Below are 16,101 nucleotides of genomic sequence, written 5' to 3' on the forward strand. Positions count from 1 at the left end.
CTCTTTGCGCCTGTCGAGAGCCTTACACGGGGCGGACTTCGATGACCTTCGCCTTGCCGGTGCGCTCGGCGAGGCGCGTACGATCCTTCACAGCGCCCGCCAGCTGACCGCAGGCTGCATCGATGTCGTCGCCACGCGTCTTGCGCACGGTCGTGACGACGCCTGCGTCGATCAGCACCTGTGCAAAACGCCTGATCTGTTCGTTCTTCGAACGCAACAAACCCGATTCCGGGAACGGATTGAACGGAATCAGGTTGAACTTGCACGGCACATCGCGTGTAACGGCCAGCAACTCGCGTGCATGGGCTTCGCTGTCGTTTACGCCGTCGAGCATGCAATATTCGAACGTGATGAAATCGCGCGGCGCGACTTTCAGATACCGCTGGCAAGCCGCCATCAGCTCGCGCAGCGGATACTTCTTGTTGAGCGGCACCAGTTCGTCGCGCAGTGCGTCATTCGGTGCGTGCAGCGACACGGCAAGCGCAACGGGGAGATCGGCGCCGAGCCGGTCCATCATCGGCACCACGCCCGACGTGGACAGCGTGACACGGCGGCGCGACAGGCCGTATGCGTTGTCGTCGAGCATCAGGCGCATGGCTGGCACGACCGCGTCGTAATTGAGCAGCGGCTCGCCCATGCCCATCATCACGACGTTCGTGACGACGCGCTCTCCCTTGCCTTCGCCGCCCGTTGCGCGACCGCCGGCCGCGCCGAGCGACGCGCGCAGCGCGAATTCGGCCATGCGCAACTGCCCGATGATTTCGCCCGTGCTGAGATTGCGTGAGAAACCCTGCTTGCCCGTCGAACAGAACCGGCAGTTGACGGCGCACCCCGCCTGCGACGACACGCACAGCGTGCCACGCGTTTCTTCGGGAATGAACACGGTTTCGACGGCATTGCCATTGCCGACGTCGACAAGCCACTTGCGTGTGCCGTCCGAGGAAATATTGTCGCTGACGATAGGCGGCATCGTGATCGATGCACGGCCTTTCAGCTTTTCGCGCAAGGACTTCGCGAGATCGGTCATCCCGTCGAAGTCGGCAGCGTTGTACTGGTGAATCCAGCGCTGCAATTGTTTGGCGCGAAACGGCTTCTCGCCGAGGCTGTCGCAATACGCGACGAGACCAGCGGCGTCGAGATCGAGAAGGTTGACGGTTGGACTGCTCGTCATATCGAATCCTGCCATTCAGTGCGAGACTGCGTTCATGCAACAAGCTGCATGAACGCGCATACCGCTCGCGCCCGCTCCTGCTGCTATTACTGCTGTCTTACGAAGCGCTTAGCGCGAGTAGACGTTGACCGCCGGGAAGAAGAACGCGATTTCGACGGCTGCCGTTTCCGGAGCGTCCGAACCGTGGACTGCATTGGCGTCGATGCTGTCGGCGAAGTCAGCGCGGATCGTGCCCTTTTCGGCCTTCTTCGGATCCGTTGCGCCCATCAGGTCACGGTTCTTCAGGATGGCGCCTTCGCCTTCCAGAACCTGAACCTGAACCGGACCCGAGATCATGAATTCAACCAGATCCTTGAAGAACGGACGTGCTGCGTGCACAGCGTAGAACTTCTCTGCGTCGGCGCGCGACAGGTGAACCATGCGCGAAGCCACGATCTTCAGGCCAGCGTTTTCGAAGCGGCTGTAGATCTGGCCGATCACGTTCTTGGCCACTGCGTCCGGCTTGATAATCGACAGGGTGCGTTCGAGCGCCATAAAAACTCCAGAAAATTAAGAGGTTACAGATTTAAATGAATCCGCTATTGTAGCATGTTCCCGTGTATGATTGCGATTGAACCCTTACGATACCGTAAGGTCGAAACGAAAGTGCCGCGATTCCCGCATACTTCTTTTTAAGACAGGGCTAAGAAAGGGGTAACACAATGAAATCGCACGGTGTTGTGCGCCGCATTGAAACTCCCCGATCCAGCGTTAATCTTAGGGTTGTGGGTTCGCGTGCCGGATGGCAACCGCCAGCCGGCACCGTACGAAAACCGTTGCAAGCCACGTCGCAACACTGCGTCTGACGCAAGGAGAGACCATGAACGAATATCCCTATAACTTTGGCCGCGGCGGCTCCGTCACCACGGCCGAGACTCGAAACCGGGTACTGCGCAACACTTACTGGCTGCTCGCGCTGTCAATGGTGCCGACAGTTCTCGGCGCGTGGGTGGGCGTCGCGACCGGCTTCTCGCTGTTCGCCGCCACCAGCCCGGCCATGAGCATGCTCGCGTTCTTCGCGATCGCGTTCGGCTTCATGTTCGCGATCCAGAAGACGAAGGACAGCGCCGCCGGCGTGTTCGTGCTGCTCGGCTTCACGTTCTTCATGGGCCTGATGCTGTCGCGGCTACTGAGCTTCATCCTCGGCTTTTCGAACGGGCCGTCGCTGATCATGCTCGCCTTCGGTGGCACTGGTGTGATCTTCGCGGCCATGGCGACGATCGCCACGGTCAGCAAGCGCGACTTCTCGGGCCTCGGCAAGTGGCTGTTTATGGGCGTGATCGTGCTGCTGCTGGCGATGGTTGCGAATATTTTTCTGCAACTGCCTGCGTTGATGCTGACGGTGTCCGTGCTGGCCATCGTGATCTTCTCGGCTTACATGCTGTTCGACGTGCAACGTGTGGTGAACGGCGGCGAGACGAACTACATCACGGCCACGCTCGCGATCTATCTGGATCTGTACAACGTGTTCGTGAACCTGCTGTCGATCCTCGGCATCTTCGGCGGCAACCGCAACTGATCGACGCCGGTCGTTAGCCGCTGGTAGCGGCTAGCCAAAACAAAACGCCCGTGACGAGAAATCGTCACGGGCGTTTTCATTTTGCCGTGAACCGCAAAGTCAAAGACTCAGCCAGGCGAATCCTTCGCTTTGCGTGGCGACCACCACTTCCGTCGCCGCCGCGCCGAGCACGGCGGCCATCGCCGCCTGCGCCAGCTCGGGCAGATTGTTCTGCTGGCTCAGATGCGCCGCGACCAGATGCCGCAGCTTCGAGCGGTCGAGCGACGCGAGGATTTCTGCCGCCGCGTCATTGTTCAAATGACCGTGATTTCCGCCGATCCGTGCCTTCAGCGACGGCGGATACCGCGATGCCGCGAGCATCTGAACGTCGTGATTGCATTCGAGGACGAGCGCATCGCAGCCGCTCAGCACGGCGGCGATATGCGGCGTCGACGTGCCAACATCGGTCAGCACGCCCAGCCGGGACGCGCCGTCAGAGAAGACGTATTGCAGCGGTTCGCGCGCGTCGTGCGGCACGGTGTACGGCAACACGCTCAGATCGCCGATCGCGACGGCCTCGTCGCCCCACAGCACGTGCAGGTCGATATCGGCCTCGTCGGCGCCGACAGCGCGCGCCGTACCCCAGCTCATGTACAGCGGAATCGACAGCTTGCGCGCCAGGGTGAGCGCGCTGCCAATGTGATCGCTATGTTCATGGGTGATGAGAATGGCGTCGAGTTCGTCGACGCCCGTGCCCAGCCGCTCTAGCCGACGGGCAATCTCTTTGCCCGAGAAGCCGCAGTCCAGCAGAACCCGCGTGGCCGTTGCACCGCTCTGGGCTTCGACCAGCAATGCATTGCCTTCACTGCCGCTTCCCAGACTGGCGAATCGCACGACCCGCCTTAGTTGAGTTGCGCGTGCAGCAGCGACACGATGCGTTGCGCGTCCGACGACGTATCCACCTGGCCGTTCGAGTCGACAACGGCAACCTGCGTCATCGCATCGCCCTTCGAGCGAACATTGACGAGGAATTCGTGGCTGTCCTTCTTCGCGCTCTTGTCGCTGTAGAACAGCTTGCCGAACAGGCCGTCGCGCTTGAGTTCCTGCATCGAATCCGCGTAACGGACGTAGTAGATGCCCTTTTCACGATCGCGGTTGTCGACCGTAAAGTTCGTGCGGTCGAGCGCGAGGCCGACACGCAGCCAGGCGCGATCGAACGATTCAGGCAGATCCAGCGTCGCGCCGCCTGCCGTCTTGTCGAGCTGCGCCGCCGCCGTTGCCGGACGCGCGTTCGTCAGCAGCTGCTTCGATTGCGCATCGGTGAGGCCGAACTTCTGCATCATCTTGGCCAGAAACTCGGCTTCAAGTGCGGGATCGCGCGGACGCTCGACCCAGCGCGACGACGTCTTGTCCTGCCCCGTCATCACTTCTTCCATCGCTGCGTGCGTGATCGAAATGTCCGTGCCGCCGCTCGCGTCGCGCGACACCAGCGTGCGGAAGCTGTCGCGCGTACCCGACGAGTAGGCAAAGTCGATTACCTTGCCAACCGTGCGACGGAACCAGTCGTCCGGAATGTTCGCGCGGTTCTCGGCCCAGTCGGTGGCCATGATGCCCGTCGACGGCGCGTCCGTCTTCAGCGAAAAGCCGTTCTCCGTCCAGAATTCCTGCAACTGCGGCCACAACTGTTCCGGCGAGCGGCCGTTCACGACGAGCCAGCGGCGATCGCCGTCACGCTCGACGTGCATGCCCATCGGATCCTGCGCGCTCGGCACGCCTTCCGTCAGATTGCCGGCCGCCGTCTTCGCGCGCTCCGGCGCGCCGCCAAGCGCAGTGCCTGCGGGCGGCGCCACATAGCGCTGATCGATCTGCGCAGCCGTCAGATCGCTCGGCACGGCGAGCGGCGGCGCGCTCGCGGTGGCCTTGTAGTTCACGCGGTCCGACGCGAGCATGTCGTTCAGCGACTCGCAGCCAGAAAGCGACACAACCGTGCCAGCCGCAAGCGTCAGCGCCGCCAGGCGCGTTGCGTGGAGGGAAAGTGCGGAACGTTTCATGGGGTCCTTCGTGAAGCTAGAACGCGCTGCCGGATTCGGTGCAGGACCGTGGGCGATATCGACGTCAGTTGAAAAAAAGCCGGAGGGCGCCTGAAAAACAGGTGCTCAGCCGAGCAGCCCTGCCTCGCGCAGCGCAGCGCGGACCACGTCGTGGTAGCGCGCGTCGAGCGGCGTGAGAGGCAGACGGATGCCGCCCTTGACGCGGCCCATTTGCTGCAACGCCCACTTCGCGGGAATCGGATTCGATTCGATGAAGAGGTTCTTGTGCAGCGAGAGAAGTTTCAGATGGATTTCACGCGCCGTCTTCGCGTCGGCCGCGATCGCCGCCTTGCACAGCTCGCTCATCAGACGCGGTGCGACGTTTGCCGTCACCGAAATATTGCCGTGGCCGCCCAGCAGCATCAGCGCAATCGCCGTCGGATCGTCGCCGCTGTAAATGCCGAAGTGCGCGGGCGCCGACTTGATCAGATGCGCGGCACGGTCGATATTGCCCGTCGCTTCCTTCACGCCGATGATGCCCGGCACGTTCGCGAGGCGCAGGATCGTCTCGTTCGACATATCCGCGACGGTGCGGCCCGGCACGTTGTACAGGATCACGGGAAGATCGACCGTTTCGGCGATCTTCGCGAAATGGCGGTAGATGCCTTCCTGCGTCGGCTTGTTGTAGTACGGCACGACCTGCAGCGTGGCATCGGCACCCACTTTCTTCGCCTGCTCGGTCAACTCGATCGCTTCCGTGGTCGAGTTGGCGCCCGCGCCCGCGATCACGGGAATGCGGCCCGCCGCCTGCTCGACGGCCGTCTTGACCATCAGCACGTGCTCTTCGACCGACAGCGTCGCCGACTCGCCGCTCGTGCCGACCACGACCAGCCCGTTCGTGCCCTCTTCGATGTGCCAGTCGACCAGTTTGCGGAACGCCGGCAGATCGAGACTGCCGTCTTCGAGCATCGGGGTGATGATGGCGGGAATGCTGCCGCGAATCGCGACGCCGTCTTGCTGAGTGCCGTTAGCCATGAAACGTCATGAATTTGTTCGATAAACTTCGATTGTAGCGGATTAGCCGGCCAAATCGTAACGCGGGGGAACCCCCTTATCTTTCGCTTTGACCGACCCGTCCGTTTCGCGAATCGCGCAGATGCGCTGCACGTAGGCGGGGCGCGGTTCCGCGAGGAAACCGTCCTGAAATGCAACGACACGTAACCGCCCTCGCACCGCGTCGAGCAGCTCGCCGGGCGCGAGCAGAAAAGCGGGGTTCGATGGCTTGCCGACCGTCTCGTTGCCTTGCGCAAAGGTCTCGTAAATCAGCACGCCATCCGGCGCGAGCGCAGCCAGCAAATGGGGAAAGAGCGGCCGGTGCAGATAGTTGGTAACGACGACGGCCGAGAATTGCGCATTCGACGCGAGCGGCCACGAACCGCTTTCGATATCGGCGGCGAGGGTTTCGATGCCCGGCATGCCGCTCATCGATGCCAGCGCCGCCGCATCGCGGTCGATGGCCATGACGGGATGGCCGCGCGACGCGAAGAACCGCGCATGCCGCCCCGCCCCGATGCGACGTCGAGCACCGCGCCACCCGCTTCCACCAGATGGGCCCAGCGCGTCACCCAGCGCGACGGCGCGCCGATCGCCGCATGGCTCGCACCCGACGCGCCCGGGCTCAGACTGTCCGCCATCAGGTGTACGACAGGCCCATCGCCTCGCGCACATCGCGCATCGTTTCCGTCGCGAAACGGCGTGCCTTGTCGCAGCCATCGGCGACGATCGCGCGCAACAGCGACGGGTCGTCCATGTACTTCTGCGCGCGCTCCAGCATCGGCTGCTGTTCGCGCAGAATGCCTTCGATCACCGGCTGCTTGCACTCGAGACAGCCGATACCCGCCGAGCGGCAGCCTTTCTGCACCCATTCGTGCGTGTCGCTGTCGGTGTAGACCTGATGCAGCTGCCACACCGGGCACTTGTCCGGGTCGCCCGGATCGGTGCGGCGCACGCGCGCCGGGTCGGTCGGCATCGTGCGGACCTTCTTCGTGATCGTTTCGGCGTCTTCACGCAGACCGATCGTGTTGCCGTACGACTTCGACATCTTCTGGCCGTCGAGACCGGGCATCCGCGACGCTTCCGTCAGCAGCACCTGCGGCTCGGGCAGGATGATCTTGCGCGAGCCTTCGAGGTAGCCGAACAGGCGCTCGCGATCGCTCATCGACAGGCTTTGCGATTCCGACAGCATCGCGCGCGCCTTTTCGAGCGCTTCTTCGTTGCCTTCCTGCTGATATGCGTTGCGCAGCTCGTGATACAGCTTCGAGCGTTTGCCGCCGAGCTTCTTCGCGGCTTCGTTCGCTTTCTCTTCGAAGCCCGGCTCGCGGCCGTACATGTAGTTGAAGCGGCGCGCCATTTCGCGCGCCATTTCGACGTGCGGCACCTGATCCTCGCCGACGGGCACGAGCGACGCGCGATACAGCAGAATGTCGGCTGCCATCAGCACGGGATAGCCGAGGAAGCCATACGTGCCGAGATCCTTATCGCGCAGCTTCTCGATCTGCTCCTTGTAGGTCGGCACGCGTTCGAGCCAGCTGAGCGGCGTGCTCATGCCGAGCAGCAGCGCCAGTTCCGCATGCTCGGGCACGCGGCTCTGGATGAAGAGCGTTGCCTGCGCGGGATCGATGCCCGAAGCAAGCCAGTCGATCAGCACATCCCAGACGCTCGTCTCGATGACGTCCGGCGTTTCGTAGTGCGTCGTCAGCGCGTGCCAGTCGACCACACAGAAAAAGCACGGATACTCGGACTGCAGGCGCACCCAGTTTTTCAGCACGCCGTGATAGTGGCCGAGGTGCAGCGAGCCGGTAGGCCGCATACCGGAGAAGATACGGTCGGGGTACATGGTTTTGATTTATAGAAGCGAAACGAGGGGAGTCAGGATAGCCGTCACTGCCGCGTAGCCGATATTCACGAGCGGACTCAGCCAGAAGCGCGTCAGCGTGCCCGTCATCACGAGCGCCATCACGATGAAAAAGCCAAACGGTTCGAGGCGCGCGAGCAACATTGCGGGACGCACGGGCAGCAGCGCCGTCAGCACGCGGCCGCCGTCGAGCGGCGGCAGCGGAAACAGGTTGAGCACGCCGAGCACCAGGTTGACGAACACGCCGGCGCGCGCCATGCGCGTGAAAAACGGTTCGTCGATGGCGAGCGCGGCGAGCGCCACGCCGAACACGCCCCACAGGAGCGCTTGCACGAAGTTGCACAGCGGCCCGGCGAGTGCGACCCACAGCGAGCCCCAGCGCGGATTGCGCAGATTGCCGAAAGCAACGGGCACCGGCTTCGCGTAGCCGAACATGAACGCGCCGCTGGTGGCGAAGTACAGCACCAGCGGAATCACGATGGTGCCGATCGGGTCGATGTGCCGCATCGGATTGAACGACACGCGGCCGAGCACGTACGCGGTGTTGTCGCCGAGCATGCGCGCGACGTAGCCGTGCGCCGCCTCGTGCAGCGTGATCGCGAAAATCACCGGCAGCGCGTAGACAACAATGGTCTGTATCAGGGAGGAATCCATATCGCTCTATTGTAACAACGGCGCCTTGCGGCTCTGTCGGCTTTCGTTCATGTGACTGCTATGCCGTCTCTTCGAGACCGAACGGCGCGAGCGAGCCGCGCCCTGGCCTCACCAGCACGGGCTCTTCGCCCGTCAGGTCGATCACCGTCGACGGCTCGCACGGACACGCGCCGCCGTCGATCACCAGATCGAGCTGTTTTTCCAGCTTGTCGCGGATTTCCTCCGGGTCGTTCAGCGGCTGCGTCTCGCCCGGCAGAATCAGCGTCGAGCCGAGCAGCGGCTGGCCGAGTTCTTCGAGAATGGCGAGCGTGATCGCATGGTCGGGCACGCGCAGGCCAATTGTCTTGCGCGACGGATGCGACAGACGACGCGGCACTTCCTTGGTCGCCTGCAGCACGAAGACATATGGACCGGGCGTCACGGATTTGATCAGGCGGTACTGGCGGTTGTCGACGAGCGCGAAATTCGCCAGCTCGGACAGATCGCGCACGAGCAGCGACAGCAGCTGCCGCTCGTCGATGCCGCGTATGCGCCGCAGGCGATCGACGGCATTCTTGTTGTCCAGCTGGCACGCGAGCGCGTAGCTCGAATCGGTCGGCAGCGCGACCACACCGCCGCTCTCGATGATCTGCACGGCTTGCTTGATGAGGCGCGGCTGCGGATTGTCGGGATGAAGCCGAAAGTATTGGGACATGATGTCGGTCAGGATGTCGGTGAACAGCGACGGCTCATGCAGCGCGTGCCCGTGCAGCGTGCGAAACCAGAGCTTACAGCCAACGTTCCCAGACTGGCTTCAGATCGGACGGCAACGGCGGCAGACTGCCGAGTTCGACGCGGCCCTCGCCCGCCGCATGAAAATCGGAACCGCGCGATGCCTCGAAACCGAAGCGCCGCGCGACGTCCGCGTATTCGCGGTACTGATCGGGCGTGTGGCTGCCCGTGACGACTTCGATTGCCTTGCCGCCGAGATCGATGAACTCGCCGAACAGCGCGTCGAACTCGGTCGGCGTGTATGCATAGCGGCCCGGATGCGCGATCACGGCTTCGCCGCCCGAAATCTGGATCCATTTGACGGCGTCGGCGAGCTTCGACCAGCGATGCGTCACGCAACACGGCTTGCCGTCGCCGAGAAAGCGGTTGAACACGTCCTGCGTGTTCTCCGCATACCCCTTGTCGACCATGAAGCGCGCGAAGTGCGTGCGCGAAATCATGTCGGGATTCGACACATACTTCAGTGCGCCTTCGTACGCGTCGGGAACGCCGTGCGCCGCCAGCTGTTCGCCGATCGCTTCCGCCCGCGCGGCGCGGCCATTGCGCGTGCGTTCGAGCCCTTCGACGAGTTCCTTGCAGGCAGGATCGACATGCAGACCGACGATGTGTATCGTGCGCGACGCCCATGTCACCGAAATCTCGACGCCGCTCAGATACTGCATGCCGAGCGCCTCGGCCGCCTCGCGCGCTTCGACCTGACCACCGATTTCGTCGTGATCCGTGAGCGCCCACAGTGTCACGCCGCCGGCTTGCGCGCGGCGCGCGACTTCGGCTGGCGCGAACGCGCCGTCGGACACAGTGGAATGGCAATGCAGGTCGGCGTTCATCATTTTCTTGATTGCGGAATCACTTCATTTTACTGCAACGCAGTAAGCGGACGCAGAGGATTCGCCGACTCACGATCCGCGACGGGTGCTAGGCGCAAAACGCTTCGATGAGCGCCGCGACCTGCTCCGGCTGATCGTGATGAACCATGTGGCCCGCGTTATCGATGAATTCTTCGCGCCAGTCAGGAAACGCCTGAAACCGCGCCTTGAATTCGTCGAGCGGAATGTTGCCTGCCAGCGCAGCGAGGGTCGGCGACGCGACGGCTTCGACGTGCAGCACGCTCGCGCGCACATTGGCCCAGACGGCCATCACTTCGTCGAGCCGATACAGCAGCGGCCCGCGAATCTTGTGCGCGGGATCGGCGAGCAGCATGTAACCGCCCGCGCCGTCCGGCTTCGACCAGTGTTGCGCAAGGAAACGCGCGCGCCGCGGGTCCAGCCGGGCGTTGGTCTTGATGAGGCGCGCGGCGACGTCGTCGAGCGTCGCGTAGGGGCGCAGCGTCGGCGGCTCACGCAGTTCGTCGAGCCAGGACGCAATCCGGCGCGGCAGTTGCGCCGCTTTCGACGGCGCGAGCCCGAATCCTTCCAGATCGACCACACGCCGCACGCGCTCGGGCCGCACGCCTGCATAGAGGCACACGACATTCGCGCCCATGCTGTGGCCCACGAGGTTTAGCTCGCCCGTCGGCGCGTAGTGATCGAGCAACGCTTCGAGGTCGGCCAGATATTCCTGGAACCAGTAGTGGCCACCGCTCTGCTGCGCGACAGGCCAATCGGACAGTCCGAAGCCGCGTGCATCGGGCGCGATCACCTGCCAGTCGCCCGCGAGCGCGTCGACGACGAACTGAAACGACGCCGCGACGTCCATCCAGCCATGCAGCATGAAGAGCATCGGCGCGCCCGGACGGCCCCAGCGGCGCACGTGCAGTCGCACACCTCGTACGGTGACGAATTCGGAAACAGAAGGTTGGAGAGGACGGTCCATGGCGACTAGCAAAAAAGAATGATCGTTCGATTATATCGGGATCGTTGCGCGGCGGTCGAAGACAACTTCGAAGCGCGTATCAGTCGTCCGTGCGCGGCGGCGCTTCGAGACCCGCCAGCGCGGCCAGCTCTTCTTCTTCGAAACCGGCGTCGCGGCGTGCTTCGAAGTTGAACGGTCCACGCAATTTCGGCGCGCGATATTCATCGGAAAGGCGCAGATACGTCTGATGCGCGTCGGCGCTTATCTTGTCGCACAAGTAACGGAACCAGCGGTTGCCGATCAGCACATGACCGATTTCATCGCGCAGGATGACGTCGAGAATCGCCGCCGACGCGTGATCGCCTGCCTGCTGCAGACGCGCGCGGATGGGGGGCGACGCGTCGAGTCCGCGCGCCTCGAGCGTACGCGGCACGAGCGCCATGCGCGCGAGCACATCGCCGCGCGTGCGCTCGCACATGTCCCACAGGCCATCGTGCGCGGGGAAATCGCCGTAGGTGTGGCCGAATTCCGCCAGCCGCGTGGTGAGCAGCGAAAAATGATGGGCTTCCTCGGACGCCACCTTCAGCCAGTCGACGTAGAACGCTTCGGGCATGCCGTTGAAACGCCACACGGCGTCGAGGGCGAGGTTGATCGCGTTGAACTCGATGTGTGCGAGCGCGTGCAACAGCACCGCCCGCCCTTCCGGTGACTGCATGCTGCGCCGTCCGAGCTTGCGCGGCTCGACCAATTCGGGCCGCTCGGGGCGGCCCGGCAAATCGGGCGGCTCGTCCAACACGCGTCGCGGCGACACGGCGGCCTTGCCTTCCTGCACGCGTGCATAAAGCGCCTGTGCCGCCGCGGCCTTCGCGGCGGGAACACGTTCCATCAGGACGGCGAGCGCTTCGAAACGGACGCAAGACCCGGAATGGGGGCGGAGGGTGTCGGCAGCTGGCATTGCTAAACAGAAAAACGGCGAAAAATTGGGCTAAAAACGAGGAATTCCGGCATGGCGCGGTCCAGACGCACGCTTCACACGGGCCTATGGCACAACCGTTTACAATACGCGATTCGACCATGCCGCGCGAAATGCAGCCATTTCGCGTAATCCGCTGCGCAAGCCGTTCACCGGCGGCACGGCGTCCGAGACCCGAGGAGACACTGTGGCAATCTACAAGCTTGGCGATGCAGCCCCGACCATTCACGAAAGCGTGTTCGTCGCGGACACGGCGACGATCATCGGCAAGGTGACGCTCGAAGAAAACGCCAGTGTCTGGTTTGGTGCATCGATTCGCGGCGACAACGAGCCGATCACGATCGGCAAGGGCACTAACATACAGGAGAGCGCCGTGCTGCACGCCGATCCGGGTTTTCCGCTGACGCTCGAAGCGGGCGTGACGGTCGGCCACCAGGCAATGCTGCACGGTTGCACCGTCAAGGAAGGCGCGCTGATCGGCATTCAGGCCGTGGTCTTGAATGGAGCGGTCATCGGCCGCAATTGTCTGGTTGGCGCAGGCGCCGTCGTGACAGAAGGCAAGATTTTTCCTGACAATTCCCTGATTCTCGGCTCGCCTGCAAAGGTTGTCCGGGAACTGACTGAAGCAGATATCAAAGGCCTTAAGCGCGCTGCAGACATCTACGTGGAGCGCAGGGATTATTTCAAGGCGCAACTCGTGCGCATCGGCTAGTTGCCGACCGCACGGCGCGCCACGCGTGGCTTTCCCACCGCGCGGTTCGACCGAGGAAAAGTTGTGAGTGACCAGTTGCAAAAATTCATGTTCAGCGCGGCGCCCGTTCGGGGCGAGATCGTTTCGTTGCGCAATACATGGCAGGAAGTGCTGACGCGCCGGAGCTATCCCGCGCCCGTGAGGAACGTGCTCGGTGAAATGATGGCCGCGTGCGCGCTGCTGTCGGCGAACCTGAAGTTCGACGGCACGCTGATCATGCAGATTTTCGGCGACGGCCCCGTGAAGATGCTCGTCGTCCAGTGCAACTCGGACCTGTCGATGCGGGCGACGGCCAAGTTTTCCGGCGACGCCGCGAACGCGATTCCCGACGATGTTTCGCTGGTCGATCTCCTCAACGTCGGCGGACATGGCCGCTGCGTGATCACGCTCGATCCGAAAAGCACAGTGCCGGGCCAGCAACCGTATCAGGGCATCGTGCCGCTGTCGGGCGTGGACGGACCGCTCGAGTCGATGGCGGAGGTGCTCGAGCACTATATGCGCCACTCGGAACAGCTCGATACACGCCTGTGGCTCGCGGCCAACGACGAGCGCGCCGTTGGCATGCTGCTGCAGAAGCTGCCGGGCGACGGCGGCATCGTTCCGCATCCGGGCGAAATCGACGCCGATACGTGGGATCGCCTGTGCACGCTGGGCAGCACGCTGTCGCAAGATGAGATGCTGGCGGAAGAGCCGAACACGCTGTTCCGCCGCCTCTTCTGGCAGGAAAACGTCCAGCATTTCGAGCCGGCACGGACGCGCTTCGAGTGCACGTGCTCGCGTGCGCGCGTCGGCAACATGCTGAAGATGCTGGGTCGCGAGGAAGTGGACGGCGTGATCGAAGAGCGCGGACACGTCGAGATTCACTGCGAGTTCTGCAATGAACGGTACGAGTTCGACCCCGTCGACGTCGCGCAACTTTTCGTGGCGAGCGGGCTCTCACAAGGCGTGGCGCCCGCCGCCGACCAGCGGCACTGAAGCTGACTGACTGCGTCGCCTGGTCTCGCTGCGGCGGGACGGCGACGCGGTATCATCAGTCGAGGGCGGTGCACCGAATGCATGCCGCCCATTTGCTTAGGTATCCGACCGATGGAGGTCGACATGTTTGCCCCTTCCCTTCTGCAATCCGCGCACCGCATGGCCGCGCTGGCGCTCGTGGCGGGCGCTGCCGCGCTGTCCGGCTGCATGATGGATCCGCCCGGTCCGTCGCCAATTTACAGCCGTCTGCCCGCTGACCAGTCCGGCATCGCCGCGACGGCGCAGCCGCTGACGCCCGAAGAGCGCGCCCGTTACGACGAGATCGACAAGCAGGTCATGGCCGAGCAGAACCAGGCGATGGCCGCCGACGCCGCCGCGCAGGCATGGTCGCGCTACGCGGCGCCGCCCGTCTCCGCCTACGGCAGCTATTCGAGCGGCGGATGGGGACATGGCTGGGGCACGGGCATCGGTTACGGCTATGCACCGGGCTGGGGTTGGGGCTGGTGAGTCGCGTAGCGGCGTGAATGACGGCCGGAGCACGCCGATACGTCACGCACAAAACAAAAGGCGCGGTTCGCATGAACCGCGCCTTTCTTTATTAATCCGATGCGCCCGTTTCGCTATTAGCGAACGATTAACCGGGCTTCTTCTCCTTCGCATCCTTTTTCGCGTGCTTGCGATCCGGCTTCGCGCGCGACTCCGGATTCGGCACCACACGCAGCGGCGCGCCTGTGATCTGTCCGCGCGTCGACGTGTTCGACTGCGGCGCGTTCGCCGCCGGCGACGGCGAATTGGGTGACACGAACTGCACGAACACCTCGCTGTCTTTGACCATGCCCATTTCGTAGCGGGCACGCTCTTCGACGGCTGCCGTGCCGTTCTGCAGATCCTGCACCTCGCCCTGGATGCGCTCGTTGCGCTCTTTCGCGTCTGCGTTCTTCTTCAGTTGCTGCGCCAGTTCCTGTTGCAGCTCGTGAACACGCAGCCAGCCGCCATGACCCCACCATAGCGGGTATTGGATCAGCACAAGCAGGACGAGCAGAACAACGGTGACGAGCCGCATGAAGTGAATTGCAGGGTTGAATATGCGTCGCCCTGCGCTTTACGCAGGGCGACAAGGTGAATCAGTAGCGAAGCATAACCGGTTTAACGCTTATTGAGACGAAATGTTGACAGCAAGCGTCATTCTTGCCCATCAATCCGTCTCAAAAGCATGAACCGATGGCGTTCAGCGCAGGTTGTAGAACGCCGACTTGCCCGGGTAGCTGGCGATATCGCCGAGATCTTCCTCGATACGCAGCAGCTGGTTGTACTTCGAGATGCGGTCGCTGCGCGACAGCGAGCCTGTCTTGATCTGACCGGCGTTCAGGCCGACAGCGATATCCGCGATCGTCGAATCTTCCGTTTCGCCCGAGCGGTGCGAGATCACGGCCGTGTAGCCCGCGCGCTTGGCCATTTCGATTGCCGCGAAGGTTTCCGTCAGCGTGCCGATCTGGTTGATCTTGATCAGGATCGAATTCGCGATGCCCTTCTCGATGCCTTCCTTCAGGATGCGCGTGTTCGTCACGAACAGATCGTCGCCGACCAGCTGGATCTTCTTGCCGAGCTTGTCGGTCAGGATCTTCCAGCCTTCCCAGTCGCTTTCGTGCATGCCGTCTTCGATCGACACGATCGGGAACTTGTCGGCGAGCGTCGCGAGGTAGTCCGCGAATTCTGCCGACGAGAGCTGCAGGCCTTCGCCCGCCAGCTGGTACTTGCCGTCGTGGTAGAACTCGCTCGCTGCGCAGTCGAGCGCGAGCAGCACGTCTTCACCGGCGCGGTAGCCGGCCTTTTCGATCGCTTGCAGGATGGTCGACAGGCACTCGTCGTTGCTGCCGAAGTTCGGCGCGAAGCCGCCTTCGTCGCCGACTGCCGTGCTCATGCCGCGGTCCGACAGGATCTTCTTCAGCGCGTGGAACACTTCGGCACCGCAGCGCAGTGCTTCGCGGAAGGTCGGCTGGCTGACCGGGACAATCATGAATTCCTGGATGTCCAGGCTGTTGTTCGCGTGCGCGCCGCCGTTGACGATGTTCATCATCGGCACGGGCAACTGCATCGCACCCGAGCCGCCGAAGTAGCGGTACAGCGGCAGGCCGGCTTCTTCAGCGGCAGCCTTCGCGACGGCCATCGACACGGCCAGCATCGCGTTCGCGCCAAGGCGCGACTTGTTGTCGGTGCCGTCGAGTTCGAGCAGCGTCTTGTCGAGGAAAGCCTGCTCGGAAGCGTCGAGGCCCATGATCGCTTCGGAGATTTCAGTGTTGATGTGCTCAACGGCCTTCAGTACGCCCTTGCCGCTGTAGCGGCCAGCTTCGCCGTCGCGCAGTTCGATCGCTTCACGCGAGCCCGTCGACGCACCCGACGGCACAGCCGCGCGGCCCATCGTGCCCGATTCGAGCAGCACGTCGCATTCGACGGTGGGATTGCCTCGCGAATCGAGAATCTCGCGACCGATGATATCTACGATAGCACTCATGGTTTCCTCTGAAATGACGATG

General features: G+C 63.2%; 17 protein-coding genes and 1 pseudogene. 4 read left to right on the forward strand and 14 right to left on the reverse strand.

The annotated features are described in order from the left end of the window. Nucleotides 1-22: 22 nt before the first annotated feature. Both rlmN and ndk read right to left on the reverse strand, forming a co-directional pair. A complete protein-coding gene (rlmN, locus tag FRZ40_RS05145; protein ID WP_147233544.1) occupies nucleotides 23-1,171 on the reverse strand; it encodes a dual-specificity RNA methyltransferase RlmN in 1,149 nt (382 codons plus the stop codon). 108 nt (nucleotides 1,172-1,279) lie between these two features. After that, nucleotides 1,280-1,705 (reverse strand): nucleoside-diphosphate kinase, encoded by a 426-nt coding sequence (ndk, locus tag FRZ40_RS05150; protein WP_028368579.1) that lies wholly within the window; start codon nucleotides 1,703-1,705, stop codon nucleotides 1,280-1,282. 325 nt (nucleotides 1,706-2,030) lie between these two features. On the opposite strand from ndk, the gene FRZ40_RS05155 reads away from it, so the two are divergent. Next, nucleotides 2,031-2,729: a Bax inhibitor-1/YccA family protein gene (locus FRZ40_RS05155; protein WP_028368580.1), complete on the forward strand. Its 699-nt coding sequence runs from the start codon at nucleotides 2,031-2,033 to the stop codon at nucleotides 2,727-2,729. 99 nt (nucleotides 2,730-2,828) lie between these two features. Here the strand turns inward: FRZ40_RS05155 and FRZ40_RS05160 are convergent, their stop codons facing one another. The 10 genes and pseudogenes from FRZ40_RS05160 to FRZ40_RS05205 form a co-directional block, all read right to left on the reverse strand. Beyond that, nucleotides 2,829-3,602 carry an MBL fold metallo-hydrolase gene (locus tag FRZ40_RS05160; RefSeq protein ID WP_028368581.1) on the reverse strand — a complete coding sequence of 258 codons (774 nt, stop codon included), beginning with the start codon at nucleotides 3,600-3,602 and terminating at the stop codon, nucleotides 2,829-2,831. An 8-nt stretch (nucleotides 3,603-3,610) separates the two neighbouring features. After that, on the reverse strand, nucleotides 3,611-4,759 hold the full coding sequence (bamC, locus tag FRZ40_RS05165; RefSeq protein ID WP_028368582.1) for an outer membrane protein assembly factor BamC: 1,149 nt from the start codon (nucleotides 4,757-4,759) through the stop codon (nucleotides 3,611-3,613). Between the two features lie 105 nt (nucleotides 4,760-4,864). Then, nucleotides 4,865-5,773, reverse strand: coding sequence for a 4-hydroxy-tetrahydrodipicolinate synthase (gene dapA / locus FRZ40_RS05170; RefSeq protein WP_028368583.1), 909 nt, complete (start codon nucleotides 5,771-5,773; stop codon nucleotides 4,865-4,867). A 42-nt stretch (nucleotides 5,774-5,815) separates the two neighbouring features. After that, nucleotides 5,816-6,432 (reverse strand): annotated as a pseudogene (locus FRZ40_RS05175) (class I SAM-dependent methyltransferase). Next, the gene (locus FRZ40_RS05180; RefSeq protein ID WP_028368585.1) at nucleotides 6,432-7,634 is read right to left on the reverse strand and encodes a tryptophan--tRNA ligase; all 1,203 of its coding nucleotides are present in this window, start codon (nucleotides 7,632-7,634) and stop codon (nucleotides 6,432-6,434) included. Before FRZ40_RS05180 ends, FRZ40_RS05175 begins: the two are co-directional and overlap by 1 nt. Before the next feature lie 9 nt (nucleotides 7,635-7,643). Beyond that, on the reverse strand, nucleotides 7,644-8,306 hold the full coding sequence (locus FRZ40_RS05185; RefSeq protein ID WP_028368586.1) for a site-2 protease family protein: 663 nt from the start codon (nucleotides 8,304-8,306) through the stop codon (nucleotides 7,644-7,646). 58 nt (nucleotides 8,307-8,364) lie between these two features. Further along, nucleotides 8,365-9,000 carry an L-threonylcarbamoyladenylate synthase gene (locus tag FRZ40_RS05190; protein ID WP_147233545.1) on the reverse strand — a complete coding sequence of 212 codons (636 nt, stop codon included), beginning with the start codon at nucleotides 8,998-9,000 and terminating at the stop codon, nucleotides 8,365-8,367. A 73-nt stretch (nucleotides 9,001-9,073) separates the two neighbouring features. Continuing rightward, the gene (locus tag FRZ40_RS05195) at nucleotides 9,074-9,904 is read right to left on the reverse strand and encodes a 3',5'-nucleoside bisphosphate phosphatase (protein ID WP_028368588.1); all 831 of its coding nucleotides are present in this window, start codon (nucleotides 9,902-9,904) and stop codon (nucleotides 9,074-9,076) included. A gap of 88 nt (nucleotides 9,905-9,992) precedes the next feature. Continuing rightward, on the reverse strand, nucleotides 9,993-10,889 hold the full coding sequence (locus FRZ40_RS05200) for an alpha/beta fold hydrolase (RefSeq protein WP_028368589.1): 897 nt from the start codon (nucleotides 10,887-10,889) through the stop codon (nucleotides 9,993-9,995). 79 nt (nucleotides 10,890-10,968) lie between these two features. Next, nucleotides 10,969-11,823, reverse strand: a complete 855-nt coding sequence (locus FRZ40_RS05205; RefSeq protein ID WP_147233546.1) for a ferritin-like domain-containing protein — start codon at nucleotides 11,821-11,823, stop codon at nucleotides 10,969-10,971. 205 nt (nucleotides 11,824-12,028) lie between these two features. On the opposite strand from FRZ40_RS05205, the gene FRZ40_RS05210 reads away from it, so the two are divergent. The 3 genes from FRZ40_RS05210 (at nucleotide 12,029) to FRZ40_RS05220 (ending at nucleotide 14,074) form a co-directional block, all read left to right on the forward strand. Beyond that, the gene (locus FRZ40_RS05210) at nucleotides 12,029-12,553 is read left to right on the forward strand and encodes a gamma carbonic anhydrase family protein (RefSeq protein ID WP_147233547.1); all 525 of its coding nucleotides are present in this window, start codon (nucleotides 12,029-12,031) and stop codon (nucleotides 12,551-12,553) included. Nucleotides 12,554-12,616: 63 nt separating this feature from the next. Beyond that, nucleotides 12,617-13,567 (forward strand): Hsp33 family molecular chaperone HslO, encoded by a 951-nt coding sequence (hslO, locus tag FRZ40_RS05215; RefSeq protein WP_028368591.1) that lies wholly within the window; start codon nucleotides 12,617-12,619, stop codon nucleotides 13,565-13,567. Nucleotides 13,568-13,690: 123 nt separating this feature from the next. Continuing rightward, on the forward strand, nucleotides 13,691-14,074 hold the full coding sequence (locus FRZ40_RS05220) for a hypothetical protein (protein WP_147233548.1): 384 nt from the start codon (nucleotides 13,691-13,693) through the stop codon (nucleotides 14,072-14,074). Between the two features lie 127 nt (nucleotides 14,075-14,201). Here FRZ40_RS05220 and ftsB read toward each other — a convergent pair whose 3' ends face one another. After that, nucleotides 14,202-14,630: a cell division protein FtsB gene (ftsB, locus tag FRZ40_RS05225; protein WP_028368593.1), complete on the reverse strand. Its 429-nt coding sequence runs from the start codon at nucleotides 14,628-14,630 to the stop codon at nucleotides 14,202-14,204. A 165-nt stretch (nucleotides 14,631-14,795) separates the two neighbouring features. After that, complete coding sequence (gene eno, locus FRZ40_RS05230) at nucleotides 14,796-16,079, reverse strand: phosphopyruvate hydratase (RefSeq protein ID WP_147233549.1); 1,284 nt, start codon at nucleotides 16,077-16,079, stop codon at nucleotides 14,796-14,798. Nucleotides 16,080-16,101 lie beyond the last annotated feature (22 nt).

It is taken from the genome of Paraburkholderia azotifigens, assembly GCF_007995085.1.
In the GTDB taxonomy this organism is placed as follows: Bacteria; Pseudomonadota; Gammaproteobacteria; order Burkholderiales; family Burkholderiaceae; genus Paraburkholderia; species Paraburkholderia azotifigens.

What these genes read in the sequence shown, in the direction of transcription:
- FRZ40_RS05155 (WP_028368580.1), top strand. Translation starts at nt 2,031, where the DNA reads ATGAACGAATATCCCTATAACTTTGGCCGCGGCGGCTCCGTCACCACG.
- ndk (WP_028368579.1), bottom strand. Translation starts at nt 1,705, where the DNA reads ATGGCGCTCGAACGCACCCTGTCGATTATCAAGCCGGACGCAGTGGCC.
- FRZ40_RS05220 (WP_147233548.1), top strand. Translation starts at nt 13,691, where the DNA reads ATGTTTGCCCCTTCCCTTCTGCAATCCGCGCACCGCATGGCCGCGCTG.
- dapA (WP_028368583.1), bottom strand. Translation starts at nt 5,773, where the DNA reads ATGGCTAACGGCACTCAGCAAGACGGCGTCGCGATTCGCGGCAGCATT.
- FRZ40_RS05205 (WP_147233546.1), bottom strand. Translation starts at nt 11,823, where the DNA reads ATGCCAGCTGCCGACACCCTCCGCCCCCATTCCGGGTCTTGCGTCCGT.
- rlmN (WP_147233544.1), bottom strand. Translation starts at nt 1,171, where the DNA reads ATGACGAGCAGTCCAACCGTCAACCTTCTCGATCTCGACGCCGCTGGT.
- ftsB (WP_028368593.1), bottom strand. Translation starts at nt 14,630, where the DNA reads ATGCGGCTCGTCACCGTTGTTCTGCTCGTCCTGCTTGTGCTGATCCAA.
- FRZ40_RS05200 (WP_028368589.1), bottom strand. Translation starts at nt 10,889, where the DNA reads ATGGACCGTCCTCTCCAACCTTCTGTTTCCGAATTCGTCACCGTACGA.
- FRZ40_RS05195 (WP_028368588.1), bottom strand. Translation starts at nt 9,904, where the DNA reads ATGAACGCCGACCTGCATTGCCATTCCACTGTGTCCGACGGCGCGTTC.
- bamC (WP_028368582.1), bottom strand. Translation starts at nt 4,759, where the DNA reads ATGAAACGTTCCGCACTTTCCCTCCACGCAACGCGCCTGGCGGCGCTG.
- FRZ40_RS05180 (WP_028368585.1), bottom strand. Translation starts at nt 7,634, where the DNA reads ATGTACCCCGACCGTATCTTCTCCGGTATGCGGCCTACCGGCTCGCTG.
- FRZ40_RS05190 (WP_147233545.1), bottom strand. Translation starts at nt 9,000, where the DNA reads ATGTCCCAATACTTTCGGCTTCATCCCGACAATCCGCAGCCGCGCCTC.
- FRZ40_RS05185 (WP_028368586.1), bottom strand. Translation starts at nt 8,306, where the DNA reads ATGGATTCCTCCCTGATACAGACCATTGTTGTCTACGCGCTGCCGGTG.
- eno (WP_147233549.1), bottom strand. Translation starts at nt 16,079, where the DNA reads ATGAGTGCTATCGTAGATATCATCGGTCGCGAGATTCTCGATTCGCGA.